The following is a 19537-nucleotide window of genomic DNA, read 5'->3' as shown; positions in this document are numbered from 1 at the left end:
AAAGCTACGGGGCAAACATTGACTTTGATCCGTATTAACGCTTAACCCCACAGAATTGTTTACTTAACAAAACTCATAAAGCACTGAAAATAGGTTATTTATCTACTTTAAAACCTTATCTTGCTTCACCCATTCCTCACCCGTTTCTACTATGTCTACGACTGCATCGGTTCCTCAAACCTGGGAACATCGCATCCACCGTTCCACCTCTTTACTCTTGGGCATTCCGTTGTACGTGTACGCCTGCGTATTGGCTTCATTGAGCATTTTTGTGGGCGTACTCTGGGATATTTCCTGGCACATGTCCATTGGCCGGGACGGCTTATTTTCGGCCCCACACCTGTTGATTTACCTGGGCTCGGCTTTTGCGGGTACATTCGCGGGGTATCAGTGTTTGAAAACTTCCTTCTGGGGTACGGCGGAAGAGAAAAATCGCTCGGTTCACTTCTGGGGAATTTTTTACAGCTCTTTGGGCGGACTTTTCTGCATCTGGGGTAGTATGGCCGCCCTATCCTCGGCTCCTTTCGACGATTGGTGGCATGCCGCTTATGGCCTCGACGTGGAGATCTTTACGCCGCCCCATGCCGTACTGATCTTTGGGCTGATGACCATTCAGTTGGGGTCCCTCTTTATCGTAATGGCGATTCTGAACCGGGCAGATCGGGTGGCTTCTTTCAGCGATGAACAAAATCAGCAACGTGTACAGCGATTACGGCTTCTGTTTATGATGACGGCGGGTTTTCTGCTGGCCCTGGTGTACCTGTTCACCTCCGAATTTATTGACAACTCGCGGGGTCACACATCGCTGTATTATCAGGTCTCGGGTTTCGTATTTCCGCTGCTGCTTTTTGCTACCGGACGGGCCTCGGGTCACCGCTGGGGTGGTACCATCATCAGTGCGGTTTACATGAGCGTGCTACTGATCACGAACTGGGTACTCCAGCAATTTCCCGCCGAGCCTTTACTCGGACCGATCCTGAATCCGGTTACGCATTTTCAATTCTACGGATTTCCCGTCCTACTGATCCTACCGGCCATTGCCTGTGATCTCGTAGCGGTTCGACTGAAGGGTCGCAACGACTGGCTACAGGCCCTCGCCCTGGGTTTGGTGTTTGCGGTGGTATATGTCGTGGCTCAGTGGTATTTCTCCGAATTTCACTTTACCTCGCCCCTCACGCGAAATAAAATCTTTGGTAACTACACCTGGTATTTTTCCAACGACCCCAACTGGAAGTACCGCTATACCTACGGCCCCTGGGGTATTGAATCGGCCGCTCAACTGGCTTCCGGCCTGGGTATTGCTCTGCTCATTACCGTGGTTTCAACCCGATTGGGTCTGGCCTGGGGCAAATGGATGCAGAAAGTTGTTCGCTAACCTATCCTTTTTCTGACTTTGGTTTTTATGAAATACCTTTTTTATCTTTTCGTAGGATTACTATTCCCCTTGCTGAGTCTGGCTCACGTCGGAAGTTCGGGTGTAGTATTCGAAGGGGTTGCTGGTAAATATCCCGTACAGGTGTTTGTACAACCCCCGGACGTTATTCCCGGCACGGCGAAAGTATTCGTACTGGTAGGAATGGGTCGCGTAGAGCACATCAGTCTCAAGCCCATCTACTTTTCAGCGGGCGACGAAGGTTCACCCCAAGCTGATCCGGCTCTACCCGTGGGCAGCGAACCGGGTCAGTTTGAGGGGTCCGTCTGGTTCATGGAAACGGGCTCGGCCAGTGTACAGGTAACGATTGAAGGAAGTCTGGGTAAGGGTATCGTCGTGGTGCCCATTGTTGCTATATCGACCGCCACCCGCCAAATGCCGGCGGTAACGGGTTGGGTACTGGTGGGTTTAGGAGCCTTATTAGTCGGCTTGATGACGACTATCTTCGGAGCCAGCCTCAGCGATAGTCTGCTCATGCCGGGACAGTCCGATACGAAAACCAGTCGCCGTCGCCGTGTAACTGGGTCCGTATTGGGAGCTACGTTTTGCTTTGGTATTCTGTTCATTGGAAATAACTGGTGGAAAGCCCGGGCCGACCAATACCGGGATTTTCTGTATAAACCGTATCGGGCCAACTCCAGCGTAACGACCCAGGCCGGACAACCCGTCCTGACACTCCGTATTGATTCGACATCCCAGCACCGACGTTCGCTGAGTTATCTGGTACCGGATCACGGCAAACTCATGCACTTGTTTCTGGTCCGGCAGGGCTCGATGGATGCCTTCGCCCATCTTCATCCCAATCGCGTGGATTCGCTGACGTTTCAGGCGGCCTTGCCAGACCTTCCGGCGGGCAAATACCTGTTGTACGCCGACATGGTACGGTACCAGGGCTTTTCGTACACCGTAACGGACACGCTCGATATTCCGGCCCTCCCCCGTTCGACGTCCAAAACCCTTGTTGCCGATCCGGAGGATACGTACGCGGTTACCTCGTCAGTAACGACCCAGCAACCTTTGCTTGGCGACCGGGCCATTACAGTTTGTGGCAAACCGGGCGTAAGGACTAAGTTACAGGATGGCTCCACGATTGTCTGGGAAGCCCAACCCAATCAGACCTTCCAGACGGGTAAAGTCTACTCCCTGAATTTTTCCATTCTGACGCCCGAGGGCAAACCCGCCGTCTTACAGCCGTACCTGGGTATGATGGGGCATGCCGCCGTGTTTAAGAACGACGGTCAGGTATACATTCACCTCCACCCAACGGGTACCTTTTCCAATGCCTCCCAGCAGATTCTCGAAAATCGGATCGCCGAAACGGAACGGAAGGCTCCTAACCCATCGTCCCCGCAGGTATTCCGCGACAGCGTTGATCAGGTGCTGGCCAAACTGGCTACATTACCCGAAGCCGCCCGGGACGCGGCTCTCATGCCGGGCATGAAACACGAAGGCCATACCAACCACCTGAGTATTCCCTATGCCTTCCCCCAATCCGGAGCGTATCGAATCTGGGTTCAGGTTAAACGTGATAATCGGGTACTTACGGGCGTGTTTGATGCCAAAGTATTGTAAGTGAATCTATAATACATTACGACAAAAGGCGGACGAATCTGATCTTGATTCGTCCGCCTTTTTGTTTCTTGAATGATTAACCACAAATTAGCGGGAAATTAACAGGCTATCAATGGGTATTCCATTATGTAAGGATACGACTAAATTTTCCATTTAATCCTTCGTTATGTTTTCCCATTGGGCAATTGGTCCACTGTGTACATCAGTCTCTAAGCTCAACTCTTCTTTAGCTTGATCATACCATAGACTTTCCTTAAGTGGGTAACCGTCTACAGGATACTCATACAGCACCTTACATTCATCGCTGAATACAAAAGCATACGTCCTAAGCAAGTGCTTCAATGCTTTTTCATGCCCCTCGGCTCGGGAATCGAAACTTCCGATGTAGTAGTATTCAAACGGATGGATTAGATCGATGCAAACCCATATAAACGATACCCATATACTCATTAGTACTACAAACCCGATTAATCGGTCCCGAATTTTCATAGGTATATTAGATTTGTAGGTAGTTACTAAAGGTTGTATTAGCTATGCTAAGCGTTAGGTACATCCGCTTTTTCCAATCCAAACAATTTACTTCTGCTTATACGAAGGTACGTAATCAATAACCCTTTGAAGCCAGCTTTTGAATGAATATTTCTCTCTGATGGCCGGATCCAGTGGAACATACGGCAGGATTAAAAAGGCATCCAGTTCTACTTCATTGGTTTCAGTTAATACGAAAAAATTATTCGGATGATAAAAATCCTCTTCTACTACTAAATCGTTGGTCGTAATTACTTTCTTCTGCCAATTAATACCATCAAAAATCCGAAAGGAAAAACCCGCGTGGGCATCCATCTTAAAATCGAGAATAATTTCCGTATTTTTTATCAGGCGTAACTGTTCTTCATAGGGTACGATGGTGGGCAGACAGTTAAAGTTCTTTTTTATAAACGCAGGTATTTTTTCTTCATCCTGGGGCTGATACACAAAGTCAAACCGTACGGGTTGTAATTTGGTGGTTACGTATTTATAGAAGGACTGAATAATCTCAATGCGGGAAGGATGATACGAACTAATGTAATAAATTTTATACGCCGGCTGATTTTTTAATGAATTACTATTTAATTCTGGATAATCCACGTAAAAATTAGGAGCGTACTCAACACCGTAGGCTTTGAACGTATTGATTTCCGTCCGATCAAAAATAAAAAAACGATCAAACCATTTGATTTGAGGCAGTACCTGAGGATTTAGCGTTAACCCATCATAAAAAAAAGAAATAAACTTCACGCTTCTTGCCTTCGCTTCCAGTAAAAGTTCAGTAGAAAACAGATCCGATCGAATGACGAGCGTGACCTCATACCGATCATGTTTCTGAATTAATGATCGCCGTTTACTAGTTAAATAATCAGCTTTCAGCCTTCTTTTATCGGATGAAAATAGCTTCTTAACCAGATAATTCATTTTCCGAAAGCTATCCTTATAGGTAAAAGCATATTGATTATTATGTACCACTACCACCTCATAACCCAGATGTGTAAGGTTTTTTTCAATCACTACATACAACTGATAATCCCAGGGAGCAATTAATAAGAACTTCGGTTTAGCAGGCATTTTAAGCGGTAATTTCTCAATAGGTCCTATTCAATTAATCAGTACCAGCACGCCATTGCTGAATAGCCTGCTGTAATGTTTCCGGTTGCTGGGTTCCGATCAATACTTTTTCACCCCGGTTTTTATAAATCAATACACCCGTGCTTCCTTTGGCATTAAATACAGTACCGTACTGCTTTGAAAAGCGGTAACCATAACCGATGAATCCATAAGTAATTAGTTCCGTACGAACGATTTCGCTGGAATAGATGCGTTCGGTCATGAAAGGATTTAACTGAATTTCTAATACATCCCCAGCAAGAACCGTTTTCAATTCAATAAAGTAAAAGAGCGTCAGTAAACTCAAGGGTATACTACCCAGAGCCAGTAAGGCCGGCGTGCTGATCGTACTGCCGTTCAGGTCGTTTCCTACTATTGCAAAGTGAGTTATAGCCCAGAGCCACGTACCCATAATCGCGAGTAAGGGCAGCCAGATCCACGCTTGTGTCATTTTCTGCGTTTCCTGATAAACGAGCTCTTTCATTGGCATATCATAAGCGGTTTAGCGTTGGGATTATATTATAGTAATTCATTACGCTATTCCCTAAACAGTGAATATAGGCTTTTTCCAACAAAAAAGCCCTGATTGCTCAGGGCTAACTCGCGTATTATCTGTTTTGCGTATCACCTTACTTTAGATCCCCTTATAGTTGACTGGAATAAAATCCGATCAAACGGTTTTAGAAAATAACGGTTGCTGGGGTTGATTTTTCTTTAGTTTTTCGTCAAATACCATACAGATATTCCGCAAAAAAGCTCTCCCCTTTTCCGTAACCTGCACGCGATCTACGCTATACTCGATCAACTGATCGTTTTGTAATCCCTGCAAAGCCACTTCTATTTCAGAAGAGCTACCGGGCTGCCATTGGGTTTCAAAACGACACATTAAATCCAGAATCTGACGCCGGATATGCAGATCTTCGTCGGTCAGGGCGTGACCTTTCAAAATCGGGAAAGTCTGCTCTTCAACCGCCGCCGTATACGCTTCGATATCTTTCAGGTTCTGGGCGAAGGCCGTCCAGCAATCCGAAATCGAAGAAGCCCCCAGCCCTACCAGCACCTCCGAACGCGTGGTGGTATACCCCATGAAGTTACGGTGGAGCGTACCCTTCTGCATGGCCTGATACAGGGAATCATGAGGCAGAGCAAAATGGTCCATTCCGATTTCAGTATAACCCGCCTGCTGCAGCAGATCCCGACCGATTTCGTACAAAGCCCGCTTTTCTTCCCCTTGTGGAATGTCTTCGTTCTGAAACCCGCGTTGCCCCGTGCCTTTGATCCAGGGTACGTGAGCGTATGAGTAATAGGAAATCCGATCGGGCCGTAAGACAATGGTTTTCTGGATGGTATCCCGAACGCCCGCCTGCGTCTGAAACGGCAAACCGTACACTAAATCGTGACTCACGGACGAGTAACCCGCCCGCCGAGCATTTTCGGTAGCAATTTTTACCCGCTCGAACGGTTGAATGCGATGAATTGCCTGCTGCACGCGTGGATCATAATCTTGTACCCCGAAGCTTACGCGGCGAAAGCCCAGGTCCGCGAGGGCCTGCAAATGTTCAAACGTGGTATTGTTGGGGTGTCCCTCAAAGCCAAAGTCTGGCTGCTCAACAGCCGTCGTGCCTTTAAGTAATTGTTCTACAAACCAAGCGAGATTCTGGGCCGTAAAAAAGGTGGGCGTTCCACCCCCAAAGTGCATTTCGGCTAACTCAGGTCGCGAAGGAAATAGATCCAGGTAGAGTTGCCACTCCCGCAGGACCGTTTCCAGATACGGCCGCTCGACCGCATGGTTTTTCGTAATCCGTTTATGACAGCCACAAAACGTACACAAGCTTTCACAGTACGGCAGATGCACGTACAAACTGACGGATCGGTCGGAACGAATGAATTTATCCAACAAGCGGTCTTTCCATTGTTCCGTAGTAAACGTATCCGTTTCCCAGTACGGTACTGTGGGATAACTCGTATAGCGTGGCCCAGCCACATCGTATTTTTTTAACAGTGAAGTCTCCATCAGTCGCGTATCCAAATATCCGGCTCAGTGGCCGGTGAACTGTCCGCAAATTTTCTGGTTTGAGCCGGAGTAAACAATGACTTTTCTCAGGTCTGCGTACCGGATCGGTCATTCAGGCTTTACTTTTGACGATCGTTTCACTGGTCTTATTTTTCCATGGAGTCTGCGTATCCCTACCTCAAATCCCTGCACATCATTTTTGTGGTGAGCTGGTTTGCGGGTCTGTTTTATTTACCCCGGCTGTTTATCTATCACACCGAAGCTCATACCAAGCCCGAGCCGGCTCGTGGCATCTTGCTGGCCGAGTACCGGAAAAATGAAAAGCTACTCTTCAACGCCATCATGGTTCCGGCAATGTGGCTTACCATTCTGTCGGCTAGCTGGATGCTGTACCTGATTCCGGCGTGGCTGGAACAATCATGGATGCACCTGAAGCTTACCTTCGTGGCGGGTGTGGTGGCGTACCATTTTTACTGCCGCAAGCTGATCTACGAACTGCGGCAGGATCACTTCCGCCACAGCTCTTTTCAGTTACGCCTGTGGAATGAAGTAGCAACGATTCTACTCTTTGCCATTGTTTTTCTGGTGGTATTGAAGAATGCACTCGACTGGATTTACGGCGTGGTGGGTCTGCTTGTTTTTGCCCTAGTTATTATGATGGCCGTACGGCTGGTCAAACGGCGGCGGGAACAAAAGCAGCAAAAGCCTTAAAAGAACTTGGCGGTTTAGGATGCAGCCTCTATTTTTGTCACATTATCTCAAAAGAAATTCATCATGTCATCTCATAGCGAATCAACCTCTTCTAAAGCACCTCAGTTGGGCGGTTTTCTTCTTCTGGCTATTGTCCTCTGGGGTTTTGGCGATTTATTGACTGCTATCGTGGGAACCGTATTGATTGGAGCTGCCTTTGCCGCTTACAATTCACCCCGGCATTTTTAGTCTGAGCAAATCAGATAAAAAAAGGCTTGCTGACTCTAGCAGGCCTTTTTTTGTGCCTTACTATTCCCTTTCAGAAAAAAAATTTCTGATTTCTTCCGCAAAAGATTATTTGGACAATTAGCCTAAACGATTCGTGCTCATTGTCATTTCGCCGCTATAACCGTAGGGAATTGCTCAAAACAGCGGTACGGAAAAATACCATCCTATAAATAGTTCAATTTATCAGTAAAAAAATTTTAAAATAATTAATCCCCCATTCTGAAACCTCATTTTTCAAAAATTCAACAAAATTTAATTCCGCTTACTAAAATTTAAACTTGTTCCGATAGGAAGTTCAATTTTGTCCCTTAAATCCATCTTTTTTCAAAGCTTCCTAGCCATTCATACCTTAGGCTAACTATTTGATAATCTGATAGAATAGCTATTAATTCGAACCAGAAATGAGAACGTTACGACACGAACGTACGTTTCTTCAACACAGTCTGATTCGAAAAGCCATGAATTTTTCTTTGCATAATTCCTTATTAATGTCTCTTCCCCGTCCCGCCGGTATGACCCAACCCGGGGCAGAATTTATGTTACCCTTTCTAGTTATTGCTTTAGCTTGCGTAGGGGTTGGATTTTACTTTGCCAACCGTCGCCAGCAATGGTTACAACATTCAGCAGTTGCCGAAGGCGTCATCGTTGATGTCCTGAAGAAATACAACCGGGATGATAAAATGGGTAACTACCCGCTCCTTTTCCCCCAGGTGAAGTTCAGTGTGGGTAATCACCAGTTCGTAGCTCAGGGCGAAGAAGCCCTCTCACAACCGATTCAGGTCGGCGAGACGGTAGCCGTTCGCTATAACATCGAAAACCCTGAAGACGCTACGCTGGGAACGGACCACGTACCAGGCACCAATCCGAAGGTGTTTTACATCTTAGGAGGTGTTTTTGTACTGATCAGTGTACTGTTTGCCCTGTAAATTTTGCGTTAAGGATTGGCGTTTTTTCCGATACAATCCCCCTAAGGTCTGCGATCTTAGGGGGATTTTTTATTGGTGCTTTCTTCAAACTTATTCCCTTTAGAAAGGTTTCTTTAGCGTCTGTCCTACGCACCCCATGAGAAACCTCGTCCGCAATTCGCCGTCCCTTCGCTGCCCGATTCCGGAAAAGCGGTCGGTGGTGCGGGGTTTTTAACTGAAATCAATAGATTTACTTCAGGGAGTATCCTCGGTCTCATTCACCGAAAGGTTTCTGGATAGGGCTTATCCTATCCCTTGGACCGTCTTCCCTTGAATAAGTCTAATAATATATACATTGGATATAATTGAGCGACGTTTTAAATTTTTCAAGACTCTCCAAATTATATTCAGAATTTTTCAAACATTACGGCATTTCTTTTGGCAAGTTTGCATATTTGCAGCCAACTATTTTTAAGTATGATAAACGCTTGTGATAAGGGTTGAATCCTTGAAAACAAGCCTTACCCGAATAAGTCTTTCTTTTAACCTCATTGCTGCATGACTCCTGAATACGTCCGCAAAATCAAGCGTCTGCTGGTAGCCAACCGGGGCGAAATTGCCATTCGCATTATGCGGGCCGCTACCGAACTGGGCATCCAGACTATTGCTGTCTATACGTACGAAGATCGTTACTCGCTCCATCGCTATAAAGCCGACGAAGCCTATCAGATTGGCCGGGATGAAGACCCGCTCAAGCCTTACCTCGACGTGGAAGGACTGATTGCTCTGGCCAAACGCAAAAACATCGACGCCATTCACCCCGGCTACGGTTTCTTGAGCGAAAACACGACGCTGGCGACCCGTTGCCGTGAGGAAAATATCATTTTCGTAGGCCCATCACCCGAAGCCATGCACGCTCTGGGTGATAAAGTGATTGCCAAGGATACCGCTATCAAGGCCGGACTTCCCGTCATCCAAGACGCGAAAATCAAGGGAGAACCCATTGAAAAAGTTATCTCCGAAGCCGAACGTATCGGTTTCCCGATCATGCTGAAAGCCGCCGCTGGCGGCGGTGGCCGGGGAATGCGGGTCGTTCGCGACGCTGAATCCCTGGAACGCTCCTACAATGAAGCCCGGAATGAAGCCAAAAATGCGTTCGGTGACGATACGATTTTCATTGAGAAATACATTGAAAATCCCAAGCACATTGAAGTACAGTTGCTGGGCGATCAGCACGGCAATCTGCTTCATCTTTTCGAACGGGATTGCTCCGTACAGCGTCGTTTCCAGAAGGTCGTAGAAATTGCCCCTTCCGTCAACCTTAAGCAGGAAACCCGCGACAAGCTGTACGAATACGCCGTGGCGATCGGTAAGGCCGTTAATTATTCCTGTGCCGGTACGGTGGAATTTCTGGTCGATAAGGAAGAGAATATCTACTTTATCGAAGTGAACCCCCGTATTCAGGTAGAGCATACGATTACGGAAGAAATTACCGGTATCGACTTGGTACGCAGTCAGTTGCTGGTAGCGATGAACTACAAGCTCTCCGACAACGGCATCTACCTGCATAGTCAGGATGACGTGGAGATGAGTGGCTTTGCCATCCAGTGCCGCATCACAACCGAAGATCCTGCGAACGGTTTTAAACCCGATTTCGGTACCATCATTGCGTACCGCAACGCCGCTGGTTTCGGGATTCGTCTGGACGAAGGTTCGACGTATCCGGGGATGAAAATTTCCCCCTACTTCGATTCCATGCTGGTGAAGGTTTCTTCGTCGGGCCGTACCTTCAAGGGAGCCATTCAGCGACTGGAACGGGCATTAGTCGAATTCCGGATTCGCGGGGTGAAAACCAATATTCCCTTCCTGCAGAACGTACTCGCCCACCCGACCTTCCAGTCGGGATTGTGTACCGTGCAGTTCATTGACAATTCGCCCGAACTCTTCAATTTCCGTAAATCACAGGATCGCTCGACCAAGCTGTTACGCTACCTAGGCGAAGTGATCGTGAACGGCAATCCGGACGTAAAAGTCAAAAATCAGAAGACGTTCCGTACGCCCATCGTACCCAGCACGGATCCGTACGGCGAGTTCCCGATGGGTAACAAAGACCGCCTGACGCGTCTCGGCCCAGCCAAGTTTGCGGAGTGGGTCAAGGAACACAATACCATTTTGTATACGGATACGACCTTCCGCGATGGACACCAGTCACTGCTGGCCACGCGGGTACGTACCGACGACATGTTGGAAGTAGCTTCGGGTTTTGCGAAAGCGTTCCCGCAGCTATTTTCCATGGAAGTCTGGGGTGGAGCGACCTTCGACGTTTCGATGCGGTTCCTTTACGAAAACCCCTGGACGCGACTGCGGCAGTTCCGCGAAGCCATGCCAAACATGCTGCTTCAGATGTTATTCCGGGGTAGCAATGCCGTGGGGTACTCAGCGTATCCGGATAACCTGATTGAAACCTTCGTGGAAAAATCCTGGGAGTCGGGCGTGGATGTGTTCCGCATTTTCGATTCGCTCAACTGGATTGATTCGATGAAGGTATCGATCAAGGCCGTACAGGAACGCACGGGAGGGATTGCCGAAGCGGCCATTTGCTACACGGGCGATTTCCTGCAACACAAGAATAATCCGAACTACAAATATTCGCTACAATATTACCTGGATCTGGCCCGTCAGTTGGAAGACCTGGGTTCGCACATGCTTTGTATCAAGGACATGGCGGGCTTACTGAAACCACAACAGGCGGCCATTCTGGTGAGTGAACTGAAGAAAGTACTGAGCATTCCTGTACACCTGCACACGCACGACACGTCCTCGATTCAGCCGGCTACGTACCTAAAAGCCATCGAAGCGGGTGTAGACGTAGTGGATTGCTCCATTGCAGCGATGTCAGGACTGACGGCTCAGCCCAACTTCAACTCCGTAGTAGCCATGATGCAGGGCCACGAACGCGAGCATCCGATTGACTTGTCATTGCTGAATCAGTATTCTACGTATTGGGAGGATGTTCGGGAATACTACTATCCGTTTGAAAGTGGCATGAAGTCCGGTTCGGCGGAAGTATACGACAACGAAGTACCCGGCGGTCAGTTCTCGAACTTACGCCAGCAGGCTATTTCGATGGGCGTAGGCGATCAGTTCGAAACGCTGAAGAAAAACTATATCACGGCCAATCAGCTTTTCGGGGATATTGTGAAAGTAACCCCTTCGTCGAAAGTAGTCGGTGATATGGCGATTTTCATGACGACCAATAACCTAACGTCGGATGAGATTTTCTTACGCGGTGATTCGCTGAGTTTTCCCGAGTCGGTGAAAGGCTTCTTTAAAGGTGAACTGGGTCAACCCGCGGGTGGATTCCCCGAAAAACTGCAGAAGCTGGTGTTGAAAGACGACGAACCCATTACTGGCCGTCCGAACGACAGTTTGCCGCCGCTGAATATTGACGAAGATTTCGAAGCGTTCAAGAAAAAATTCCCCAACGCGGAGACTTTCATGGGTAATGACGGAGCCTTCCTCGATTACCTGGCGTACAAAATGTATCCGAAGGTCTATGAAGAATTCTACGTCGCTTCAGATCGCTACGGAGATGTGAGTAAGCTGCCTACGCCGGCGTTCTTCTACGGATTGAAACAGGACGAAGAGGTCCTCGTGACGATTGAGGAAGGAAAGACGATCATGATCAAACTTTCCTACGTATCCGAGCCCGACGAAACGGGTCATCGGACGGTAACCTTCGATCTGAACGGACAGGCTCGCCGGATTTCCATCAAAGACCAAACGTTTAAGGCCACCAAAGCCCAGAATGAAAAGGTTACGAAAGCGGGTCAGATTGGGGCTCCCTTACAGGGCCGTCTGGTACGCATTCAGGTAAAAGAAGGCCAGGAAGTAAAGAAAAATCAGCCGCTGTTCGTGATTGAAGCCATGAAAATGGAAAGTATCGTAGCGGCTCCGATCGCTGGTAAAGTCTCGGCCATTACGTTAACGGAAGGTACCGTCGTCGAACAGGATGACTGGGTACTGACGATTGAATAGTAAAATCTGTACGATTATTTGAAAAGGTTTGATTACGTTTGAACAGGTTTCACTCTTTTATCAAAGGGATTGGAACGGCCGATGTGTCAGACCTTTTCAATCGTTTTACTGCTTTTTATACCATTTAATCAGTATTTCAATTAAACCTCTAACGTATGCATCGCACATTCGCACTGGTTTTAGTGCTGGTCTGCTCCAGTTTGTTCACCTTCGCGGATCAACCCGCAAAAGCCAAATGGAAGTCGCTTTTTAATGGTAAAGACCTCACGGGCTGGAAAGTGTACGGTACCGAAAAATGGTACGTCGAAAACGGTCAGCTCATTTGCGAGAGTGGTCCTGACAAACAGTACGGCTACCTGGCCACGGAAGAACAATTCAAGGATTTTGAAGTAGAAGCTAGTTTCAAACAGGAAGCCGATGGCAACAGCGGTATCTTCTTCCACTCTTCCATCGAAGGCACCAAAGTGTCGGGCTGGCAGGTAGAGGTAGCTCCTCCAAACCACGCGACGGGCGGCATCTACGAATCATACGGACGGGGCTGGCTTATCAAACCCGATCCGGCTAAGGACAAGGCTTTGAAAATGGGCGAATGGAATACGATGAAAATTCGCGTACAGGGCAATACTGTTACCTCCTGGCTTAACGGCAAAGAAATGGTAACGATGACTGATCCGGCTTTCGGTTCAAAAACCGGTAGCATCGCTTTGCAAATTCACGATGGCGGTGGGATTAAAGTTCGCTGGAAAGACATCAAAGTTCGGACGTTGTAGGCCGTTCTTAATACAGAAAAAAGCCGTCTGGAAAACCAGACGGCTTTTTTTATGCCGAATACTTACCATTGGTCACAAGTGTATTTCCATGGGTTCCCGCTGCTTTGTATCTTTCGAAAAAACACTTCATACCCATTGTATGCGAAAAATTTTTCTCTCCGCCATTATGGTCGTAGCGGGCCTTGCCACTACGCACGGCCAGGGGGTGTACTTCACTTCCTACCCCAGTATTAGCCCGGATGCCAAAACACTCGTATTTACCTACGAAAACGACCTTTGGAAAACCGATCTGACGACGGGCGTTAGTACTCGTCTCACGGCTATGCAGGGCAGCGAAACTCGGGCCCGCTTCTCCCCCGATGGCAAATGGCTGGCCTTTACGGGTACGCAGTACGGCAACGCCGATGTGTACGTGATGCCCGCCGAGGGTGGTGAAATCCGGCAGTTGACCTTCCACGACAGTTACGATCTATTCGATGGCTGGGGCTGGGATTCGAAAACGATTTACTTCGAATCAGGAGCGTACAACAATGGTACGGCCTATACCCTTTCCATCGATGGCGGTACACCCAAACGCATCTTTGGGCACTTCTTCAACCGGATTCACAACATTGCTGAGCACCCGACTACGGGCGAGCTGTACTTCAACGATACCTGGGAAAGCGATAACCAAGCCTACCGCAAAGGGTACAAGGGTGAATTTAACCCTGATATCCAGTCCTACAATCCGAAAACCAAAGCATACAAGCGGTATACGGATTATCAGGGCAAGGATATGTGGACGACCATCGATAAATCGGGTCAGGTCTATTTTGTTTCGGATGAGGCCAACGGTGAATACAACCTGTACGCCTTTAACGGTGGCAAAAAGACGGCATTGACCTCGTTCAAGGAATCCATCAAGCGTCCTCAGGTCAGTGCCAATGGCCAGAAAGTGGTCTTTGAGAAAGATTACCAGCTTTGGATTTACGACGTCGCCAGCAAAAAAGCTCAGCCCGTCCAACTGTCCATTTCGCGGAATTTCACACTTCCCAAGGCTCAGGATTTCATCGTACAGGGCAATATCAATTTCTTCGATGTATCGCCCGATGGTAAGAAAATGGCGTTCTCTTCCCGGGGACAACTGTTCGTTTCCGACGTGGAAGGCAAGTACATCAAGCAACTCAGTACCAGTCCGACGGGTCGGGTGCTGGAAGTGAAATGGCTTTCCGACAACCGGACGCTGGTATTCAACCAGACCGTCAATGGTTACCAGAACTTTTTCAGCATCCCCGCCGATGGTAACGGCTCGGCGAAAGCCCTGACGAAAGACCTTCGGAATAACCGGAATCTCTTCCTGAATAAGGACCGTACGAAGGCCGTATATTTGAGCGGTCGCGACGAAGTTCGCTTACTGGATTTGAAGTCATTCGATTCGAAGACGATCGTGAAGGATGAAATCTGGGCGTTCCAGAACTCCTCACCCATGTTTTCGCCCAATGATGAGTACGTCGTATTCACGGCTCACCGTAATTTCGAACAAGACATTCTCGTCCACAAGCTCTCGGATGGTAAAACGTATAACCTGACCAACACGGGCGTTACGGAAGAAGCTCCGTACTGGTCGCCCGACGGCAAGTACATCTATTTTGCCAGCAATCGGTATAAACCTTCCTATCCCTTTGGTCTGGCCGACGCCCACATCTACCGGATGCCTTTGAGCAAGTTGGAAGAGCCGTATCGTTCCGACAAATTCGCCGAGCTGTTCAAAAAAGAAGAAAAGAAAGACGAGAAAAAGGAAACCAAGCCGGATTCGAGCAAAACCAGTACGAAAAAAACGGACGCCAAAAAGGATCAAAAAGAAGAGAAAAAGGACGAAAAGAAAAAAGAAGAACCCAAGAAGATTGATCCAATTGTGATTGACTTCGATGGTTTGATGGATCGACTGGAGCAGATCAGTCCGAATTTCGGTACAGCGGTGGATCCCATCGTTGTCCAAAAAGACACCAAAACGTTCGTCCTTTACCAGTCGGACCACGATCAGGGCCAACCCAGCTGGTGGAAAACGACGATTGAACCTTTCGTTCCGAACAAAACGGAAAAGATCGAAGGTACCCGTGGAGCTTCTGATTTTCTTCAACTCGATGGGAAGTATTACGTCATCGTGGGCGGAAACATTCACAAGCTGAATCTGGATGCCAATAAAGTCGAGAAAATCGACATGAAACATACCTTCCGGAAGAATTTCGAGGAGGAATTCCGCCAGATGTTCGAAGAAACCTGGGCCAACGTAGAAGAGAATTTCTACAACGAAACCTTCCACGGAGCCGACTGGAAATCCCTCAAGCCGAAATACGAGGCCTTTGTTTCGCGGGCCAATAACCGCACGGATTTCCGTACGCTGATGAACGATATGCTCGGCGAGTTGAATTCATCGCACACGGGTTTCAGTTCGTATGGTCCGGAAGAAAGTAACTTCTTCGCGACCCGTACGCTTACGCCCGGCGTGATCTTCGAGGATGAAAATCCGTACCGGGTGAAGGCTATTGTCAAGAACTCACCGCTCGATAAAACCGGAAAAGATGTGAAACCCGGTGATGTACTCGTGAAGGTGAACGGACAGGAGGTTAACCCCAAGCAAAACCGCGATTTCTACTTCCAACAACCTTCGCTGGATCAGGAAATGGAATTGACATTCGAACGAAACGGCAAAAACGTTGAAGTGAAAGTCCACCCTGAGTACTCAGGTGCATTGGTGAATCAGTTGTACGATGAATGGATCGATCAAAACCAGAAGTACGTGGACACCAAGAGCAAAAACCGGATCGGCTACGTACACATGAAAAACATGGGTATGGACGAATACCAGAAGTTTGTGATTGACATGACCCGCGACTGGAATCAGAAAGACGCTCTAATTGTGGATTTACGCTACAACACGGGCGGTAACGTTCACGATCTGGTGCTGAACTTCCTGAGTCAGCGTCCGTACCTGCAGTGGCAGTACCGGGGTGGTGCTCGCTCGCCACAGCCAAACTTTAGCCCCTCGGGCAAGCCCATTGTGATGCTGATTAACGAGCAGTCGCTGAGTGATGCCGAGATGACTTCTGCCGGATTTAAGGCTCTGAAATTAGGTAAGCTGATTGGTACAGAAACCTACCGCTGGATCATTTTTACCTCGGGTAAAGGCCTGGTGGATGGTTCCTTCTACCGTTTACCTTCCTGGGGTTGTTATACTCTCGACGGCAAGAATCTCGAACGCGAGGGTGTCCAGCCGGACATCACCGTCAAACAAACCTTTATGGATCGTCTGGAAGGGAAAGAACCTCAGCTCGACCGAGCCATTGAGGAGATTTTGAAAGATTTGAAGTAAGCAGGTAACGAAAAGCCCCGGACGTCAATCCGGGGCTTTTTTTTGTAGTTTGAAAAGTGTTTGAAGTTTGAGTATGCTTTCACCGAAAGACTGCTACGCTCCCTTGGTTTCAAAACCCTTCGGCCTCGCACCTCACTAATATAGCCAGTCGATGCCTATACCCGCCCCCGCACCTCCTTTAGCTTCATCGTCATCGACTCCGCTTCCTGCTCTACCCAGCTCCGGTATTCCGTGATGGCCTGCTGGCGTTGTTCCTCCGTAAGCCAGCCGTTTTGTACCATTTGTTGGCCACGGGTCTCGGCTACGGTCGTCCAGAGGTTGAGTTTTGCGGTAAAGTCAGCTTGTCCCCGCTGATAGACTTCATTGGAATCCAATATAAGGATTTCCCGAAAATCTAATTCGCTGAATAACTCCGGCAGGTGGTCCGCGATTTCGTTATCCATACCCGCGTCCGCCCGCCAGTCCAGAAAAGCCTGATAGAAAACCTGCATACTCGCGGGTGGTACCGGCGACCACTCAAGTTGAGCATGGTTGTAATCAAGTATTGATACCCAGCCGCCCGGTTTCAGCAACGTTTTGAACTGACTCAAGGCCTCTTTCGGATTACTCAGCCATTGCAGGACCCGAGCCGAAACAATCAGGTCAAACGGTTGCTCGGGCTGGTAGGTAAATAGATTCTCCGTAAGTAATTCCAGGTTCGTGATTTCCGCGAAATACGCTTTTCCCCGTTCAATCAAATGTTCGCTGGAATCAATGCCCACAACCGAACCTTCGGGTCCCACCACATCGGCGATGCCTTTGGAAATGGTACCCGTTCCGCAGCCAACATCGAGTACCCGCATACCCGGTTGTAGGAGCGACAGCAGCGTAGGATAATCGCTGGACAGGGTTCGCTGGTCGAGTACGGCGGCAGTGCCTTCGGGCATCCGGGCACGGTCAATGGCTTCGGAATTCATACGAAAAAAAGTTAGTTACGCCGCCAAGGTAAACAAAACCTCTCAGTATTTTCCGATGCTACGTACGCTTACGTTCCTAAGGGCAATCCATTCTTTTGTACTGATTTTTAGTGGAATGACTTCTTTGAAAGGTCATTTACAATCTTAGATAAGTAACCCATTTGAAAGCAGAGAATCGTTTTTCTAAAACTATTCTCCCTTTCTTTGCGGTTAGTCGCAACTCAAACGATCCTTCTATTCTATGCAATCATTACAAGGGAAGCTGGCACTCGTCACCGGTGCTGGAAAAGGAATTGGCCGGGCCATTGCTCTGGCTCTGGCGGCCGAAGGCGTTAACGTCGCTCTGCTGGCCCGTTCAAACGACAGCCTGAAAGAAGTTGCCGCCGCCGTGGAAGCAATGGGTACAAAAGCGTATCCGGTGTCAGCTGACGTAGCCGACCGTAACTCCGTCGAAACAGCCATCAACCAGATTCAGACGACGGCCGGTCCCATCGACATCCTCATTAACAATGCGGGTACGGCCAGCTTCGGTAGCTTTCTGGAACTGGAACCCGAAACCTGGGAAAACATCATTCAGGTCAATCTGATGGGCGTATATTACGCCACCCGGGCCGTATTGCCCAGTATGATTGAAAACCAGTCCGGCGACATCATCAACATCGCTTCCACCGCTGGTCAACGCGGAGCCGCCCGTACCAGTGCCTACAGTGCTTCGAAATTTGCGGTACTGGGTCTGACGGAATCACTCATGCAAGAGGTTCGTAAACACAACATTCGGGTCACGACCCTAACGCCCAGTACCGTGGCTACGGATATGGCGGTGGCTCTGAACTTAACGGACGGAAACCCCGAGAAAGTCATGCAGGCCGAAGATTTGGCCGAATTGGTCATCGCTCATTTGAAGTTAAATCGTCGCGTATTTGTGAAAGAAGCGGGGCTGTGGTCTACGAACCCCTAAGCTCTTATATACATCCATCCTGACCTCACGAATCAGGATGGATGTTCAAACAAAAACTCTTGCACCCACTGCCAGGGTCCCTGGTGGTATTCCCACAATACGAGCCCCGTGGCTTCGATCTCAAACGGCTCGAAACGCTGCTGCAATTCCTGTTGCAGGGCTTTGGCTTCGGCCGGACTTACCTTATTCTGAACCGTAATGTGGGGCCACAACCGTTGCTGATCCTGCGGAATCAGCCATTGGGCCCATTCGTTCTGCAACTGCCGATGCAGGGCTTTCAATGGTTCGCTTTCGATAGCAAAGGCGACTCCCCGCCCAATCATTTTTACTTCCCGTACGCCCAGTTTCAGGGGTGTTCGTTGCGTCAGTTCCCGTAATGTATTTTCGATAATAGGTTCCTGAGGCGGTAACTGATGAAATAGCGTCAGGTGAGCTTTCAGAAAGTTTCGGTCGGGTGGAAAGTATTTCTCCCGCAGGGCATCGAAGTACTGCTGAGCCGGGGCTTCCAGCTTTAACGTTACAATCAGTGGAAATAAGGAGTCAGATTCGGTTTGCATACGTGTCAAAACTGGCATGGTTTCTTTTGTTAATACGCTGAACAAAAAGAATCAAACCAATGAAAAAAGGCGACGAAGTAAGCTGGAAGTGGGGAAATGGGAAGGCACATGGTACCATTGAATCGGTCCACACTGAAACCATTGAGCGAAAAATCAAAGGAGAAGCCATCACTCGCAAGGGTACGAAAGACAATCCGGCCCTGGTAATCAAGCAGGAAGACGGCGATAAAGTCTTGAAACTGGCTTCGGAAGTCGATAAAAAATAAAAGAAATTCCGGAGAAAAAGTTAGAAAAAACGGCCTTGGGTACTGTTGGAACGCGTTTTTTACCTTCGATTGAAACGAAACGTCTCACCATTAATCTT

General features: G+C 48.4%; 15 protein-coding genes. 10 read left to right on the top strand and 5 right to left on the bottom strand.

Annotated features, from left to right (window positions below; translation table 11 throughout):
* Positions 1-151: 151 nt before the first annotated feature.
* Together C5O19_RS08195 and C5O19_RS08190 are read left to right on the top strand one after the other, a co-directional pair.
* Entirely contained in the window at positions 152-1375 is a 1224-nt protein-coding gene (locus C5O19_RS08195) for a hypothetical protein (protein WP_133163327.1), read from the top strand.
* Positions 1376-1402: 27 nt separating this feature from the next.
* Positions 1403-3004 (top strand): hypothetical protein, encoded by a 1602-nt coding sequence (locus C5O19_RS08190; RefSeq protein WP_243406354.1) that lies wholly within the window; start codon positions 1403-1405, stop codon positions 3002-3004.
* A 576-nt stretch (positions 3005-3580) separates the two neighbouring features.
* On the opposite strand, the gene C5O19_RS08180 is transcribed toward C5O19_RS08190, so the two are convergent.
* The 3 genes from C5O19_RS08180 to hemN all read right to left on the bottom strand — a co-directional run bounded on the left by C5O19_RS08180 (position 3581) and on the right by hemN (position 6659).
* A complete protein-coding gene (locus C5O19_RS08180) occupies positions 3581-4606 on the bottom strand; it encodes a hypothetical protein (protein ID WP_104711219.1) in 1026 nt (341 codons plus the stop codon).
* Positions 4607-4640: 34 nt separating this feature from the next.
* Complete coding sequence (locus tag C5O19_RS08175; protein ID WP_104711217.1) at positions 4641-5129, bottom strand: hypothetical protein; 489 nt, start codon at positions 5127-5129, stop codon at positions 4641-4643.
* A gap of 186 nt (positions 5130-5315) precedes the next feature.
* A complete protein-coding gene (gene hemN / locus C5O19_RS08170) occupies positions 5316-6659 on the bottom strand; it encodes an oxygen-independent coproporphyrinogen III oxidase (protein WP_104711215.1) in 1344 nt (447 codons plus the stop codon).
* 156 nt (positions 6660-6815) lie between these two features.
* Between hemN and C5O19_RS08165 the strand changes: the two genes are divergently transcribed.
* The 6 genes from C5O19_RS08165 to C5O19_RS08145 all read left to right on the top strand — a co-directional run bounded on the left by C5O19_RS08165 (position 6816) and on the right by C5O19_RS08145 (position 16702).
* On the top strand, positions 6816-7370 hold the full coding sequence (locus tag C5O19_RS08165; RefSeq protein WP_104711214.1) for a CopD family protein: 555 nt from the start codon (positions 6816-6818) through the stop codon (positions 7368-7370).
* Positions 7371-7433: 63 nt separating this feature from the next.
* Positions 7434-7598, top strand: coding sequence for a hypothetical protein (locus C5O19_RS25970; protein ID WP_165795967.1), 165 nt, complete (start codon positions 7434-7436; stop codon positions 7596-7598).
* Between the two features lie 440 nt (positions 7599-8038).
* Positions 8039-8563, top strand: coding sequence for a DUF3592 domain-containing protein (locus C5O19_RS08160; protein WP_104711212.1), 525 nt, complete (start codon positions 8039-8041; stop codon positions 8561-8563).
* A 537-nt stretch (positions 8564-9100) separates the two neighbouring features.
* Complete coding sequence (locus C5O19_RS08155) at positions 9101-12580, top strand: pyruvate carboxylase (protein WP_104711210.1); 3480 nt, start codon at positions 9101-9103, stop codon at positions 12578-12580.
* 155 nt (positions 12581-12735) lie between these two features.
* On the top strand, positions 12736-13350 hold the full coding sequence (locus C5O19_RS08150; RefSeq protein WP_094811929.1) for a 3-keto-disaccharide hydrolase: 615 nt from the start codon (positions 12736-12738) through the stop codon (positions 13348-13350).
* A 139-nt stretch (positions 13351-13489) separates the two neighbouring features.
* Positions 13490-16702: a S41 family peptidase gene (locus C5O19_RS08145; RefSeq protein WP_104711208.1), complete on the top strand. Its 3213-nt coding sequence runs from the start codon at positions 13490-13492 to the stop codon at positions 16700-16702.
* A gap of 155 nt (positions 16703-16857) precedes the next feature.
* Here the strand turns inward: C5O19_RS08145 and C5O19_RS08140 are convergent, their stop codons facing one another.
* Positions 16858-17658 carry a methyltransferase domain-containing protein gene (locus C5O19_RS08140; RefSeq protein WP_207766391.1) on the bottom strand — a complete coding sequence of 267 codons (801 nt, stop codon included), beginning with the start codon at positions 17656-17658 and terminating at the stop codon, positions 16858-16860.
* Positions 17659-17899: 241 nt separating this feature from the next.
* Between C5O19_RS08140 and C5O19_RS08135 the strand changes: the two genes are divergently transcribed.
* Positions 17900-18616, top strand: coding sequence for a 3-ketoacyl-ACP reductase (locus tag C5O19_RS08135; protein ID WP_104711206.1), 717 nt, complete (start codon positions 17900-17902; stop codon positions 18614-18616).
* A gap of 32 nt (positions 18617-18648) precedes the next feature.
* On the opposite strand, the gene C5O19_RS08130 is transcribed toward C5O19_RS08135, so the two are convergent.
* A complete protein-coding gene (locus C5O19_RS08130) occupies positions 18649-19173 on the bottom strand; it encodes a 2'-5' RNA ligase family protein (RefSeq protein WP_104711204.1) in 525 nt (174 codons plus the stop codon).
* 59 nt (positions 19174-19232) lie between these two features.
* On the opposite strand from C5O19_RS08130, the gene C5O19_RS08125 reads away from it, so the two are divergent.
* Positions 19233-19439 (top strand): hypervirulence associated TUDOR domain-containing protein, encoded by a 207-nt coding sequence (locus C5O19_RS08125; protein WP_094811921.1) that lies wholly within the window; start codon positions 19233-19235, stop codon positions 19437-19439.
* The last annotated feature ends 98 nt before the right edge of the window (positions 19440-19537 follow it).

It is taken from the genome of Siphonobacter curvatus, assembly GCF_002943425.1.
Classification (GTDB): domain Bacteria; phylum Bacteroidota; class Bacteroidia; order Cytophagales; family Spirosomataceae; genus Siphonobacter; species Siphonobacter curvatus.
Note: the sequence above shows the minus strand (reverse complement) of the source record. Positions and strands in the feature narration are given on the sequence as shown.

Coding starts and splice junctions, on each gene's coding strand:
- C5O19_RS08175 (WP_104711217.1), bottom strand. CDS start 5,129: ATGAAAGAGCTCGTTTATCAGGAAACGCAGAAAATGACACAAGCGTGG.
- C5O19_RS08145 (WP_104711208.1), top strand. CDS start 13,490: ATGCGAAAAATTTTTCTCTCCGCCATTATGGTCGTAGCGGGCCTTGCC.
- C5O19_RS08140 (WP_207766391.1), bottom strand. CDS start 17,658: ATGAATTCCGAAGCCATTGACCGTGCCCGGATGCCCGAAGGCACTGCC.
- C5O19_RS08125 (WP_094811921.1), top strand. CDS start 19,233: ATGAAAAAAGGCGACGAAGTAAGCTGGAAGTGGGGAAATGGGAAGGCA.
- C5O19_RS08165 (WP_104711214.1), top strand. CDS start 6,816: ATGGAGTCTGCGTATCCCTACCTCAAATCCCTGCACATCATTTTTGTG.
- C5O19_RS08150 (WP_094811929.1), top strand. CDS start 12,736: ATGCATCGCACATTCGCACTGGTTTTAGTGCTGGTCTGCTCCAGTTTG.
- C5O19_RS08180 (WP_104711219.1), bottom strand. CDS start 4,606: ATGCCTGCTAAACCGAAGTTCTTATTAATTGCTCCCTGGGATTATCAG.
- C5O19_RS08155 (WP_104711210.1), top strand. CDS start 9,101: ATGACTCCTGAATACGTCCGCAAAATCAAGCGTCTGCTGGTAGCCAAC.
- C5O19_RS08195 (WP_133163327.1), top strand. CDS start 152: ATGTCTACGACTGCATCGGTTCCTCAAACCTGGGAACATCGCATCCAC.
- C5O19_RS08160 (WP_104711212.1), top strand. CDS start 8,039: ATGAGAACGTTACGACACGAACGTACGTTTCTTCAACACAGTCTGATT.
- hemN (WP_104711215.1), bottom strand. CDS start 6,659: ATGGAGACTTCACTGTTAAAAAAATACGATGTGGCTGGGCCACGCTAT.
- C5O19_RS08190 (WP_243406354.1), top strand. CDS start 1,403: ATGAAATACCTTTTTTATCTTTTCGTAGGATTACTATTCCCCTTGCTG.
- C5O19_RS08130 (WP_104711204.1), bottom strand. CDS start 19,173: ATGCAAACCGAATCTGACTCCTTATTTCCACTGATTGTAACGTTAAAG.
- C5O19_RS08135 (WP_104711206.1), top strand. CDS start 17,900: ATGCAATCATTACAAGGGAAGCTGGCACTCGTCACCGGTGCTGGAAAA.
- C5O19_RS25970 (WP_165795967.1), top strand. CDS start 7,434: ATGTCATCTCATAGCGAATCAACCTCTTCTAAAGCACCTCAGTTGGGC.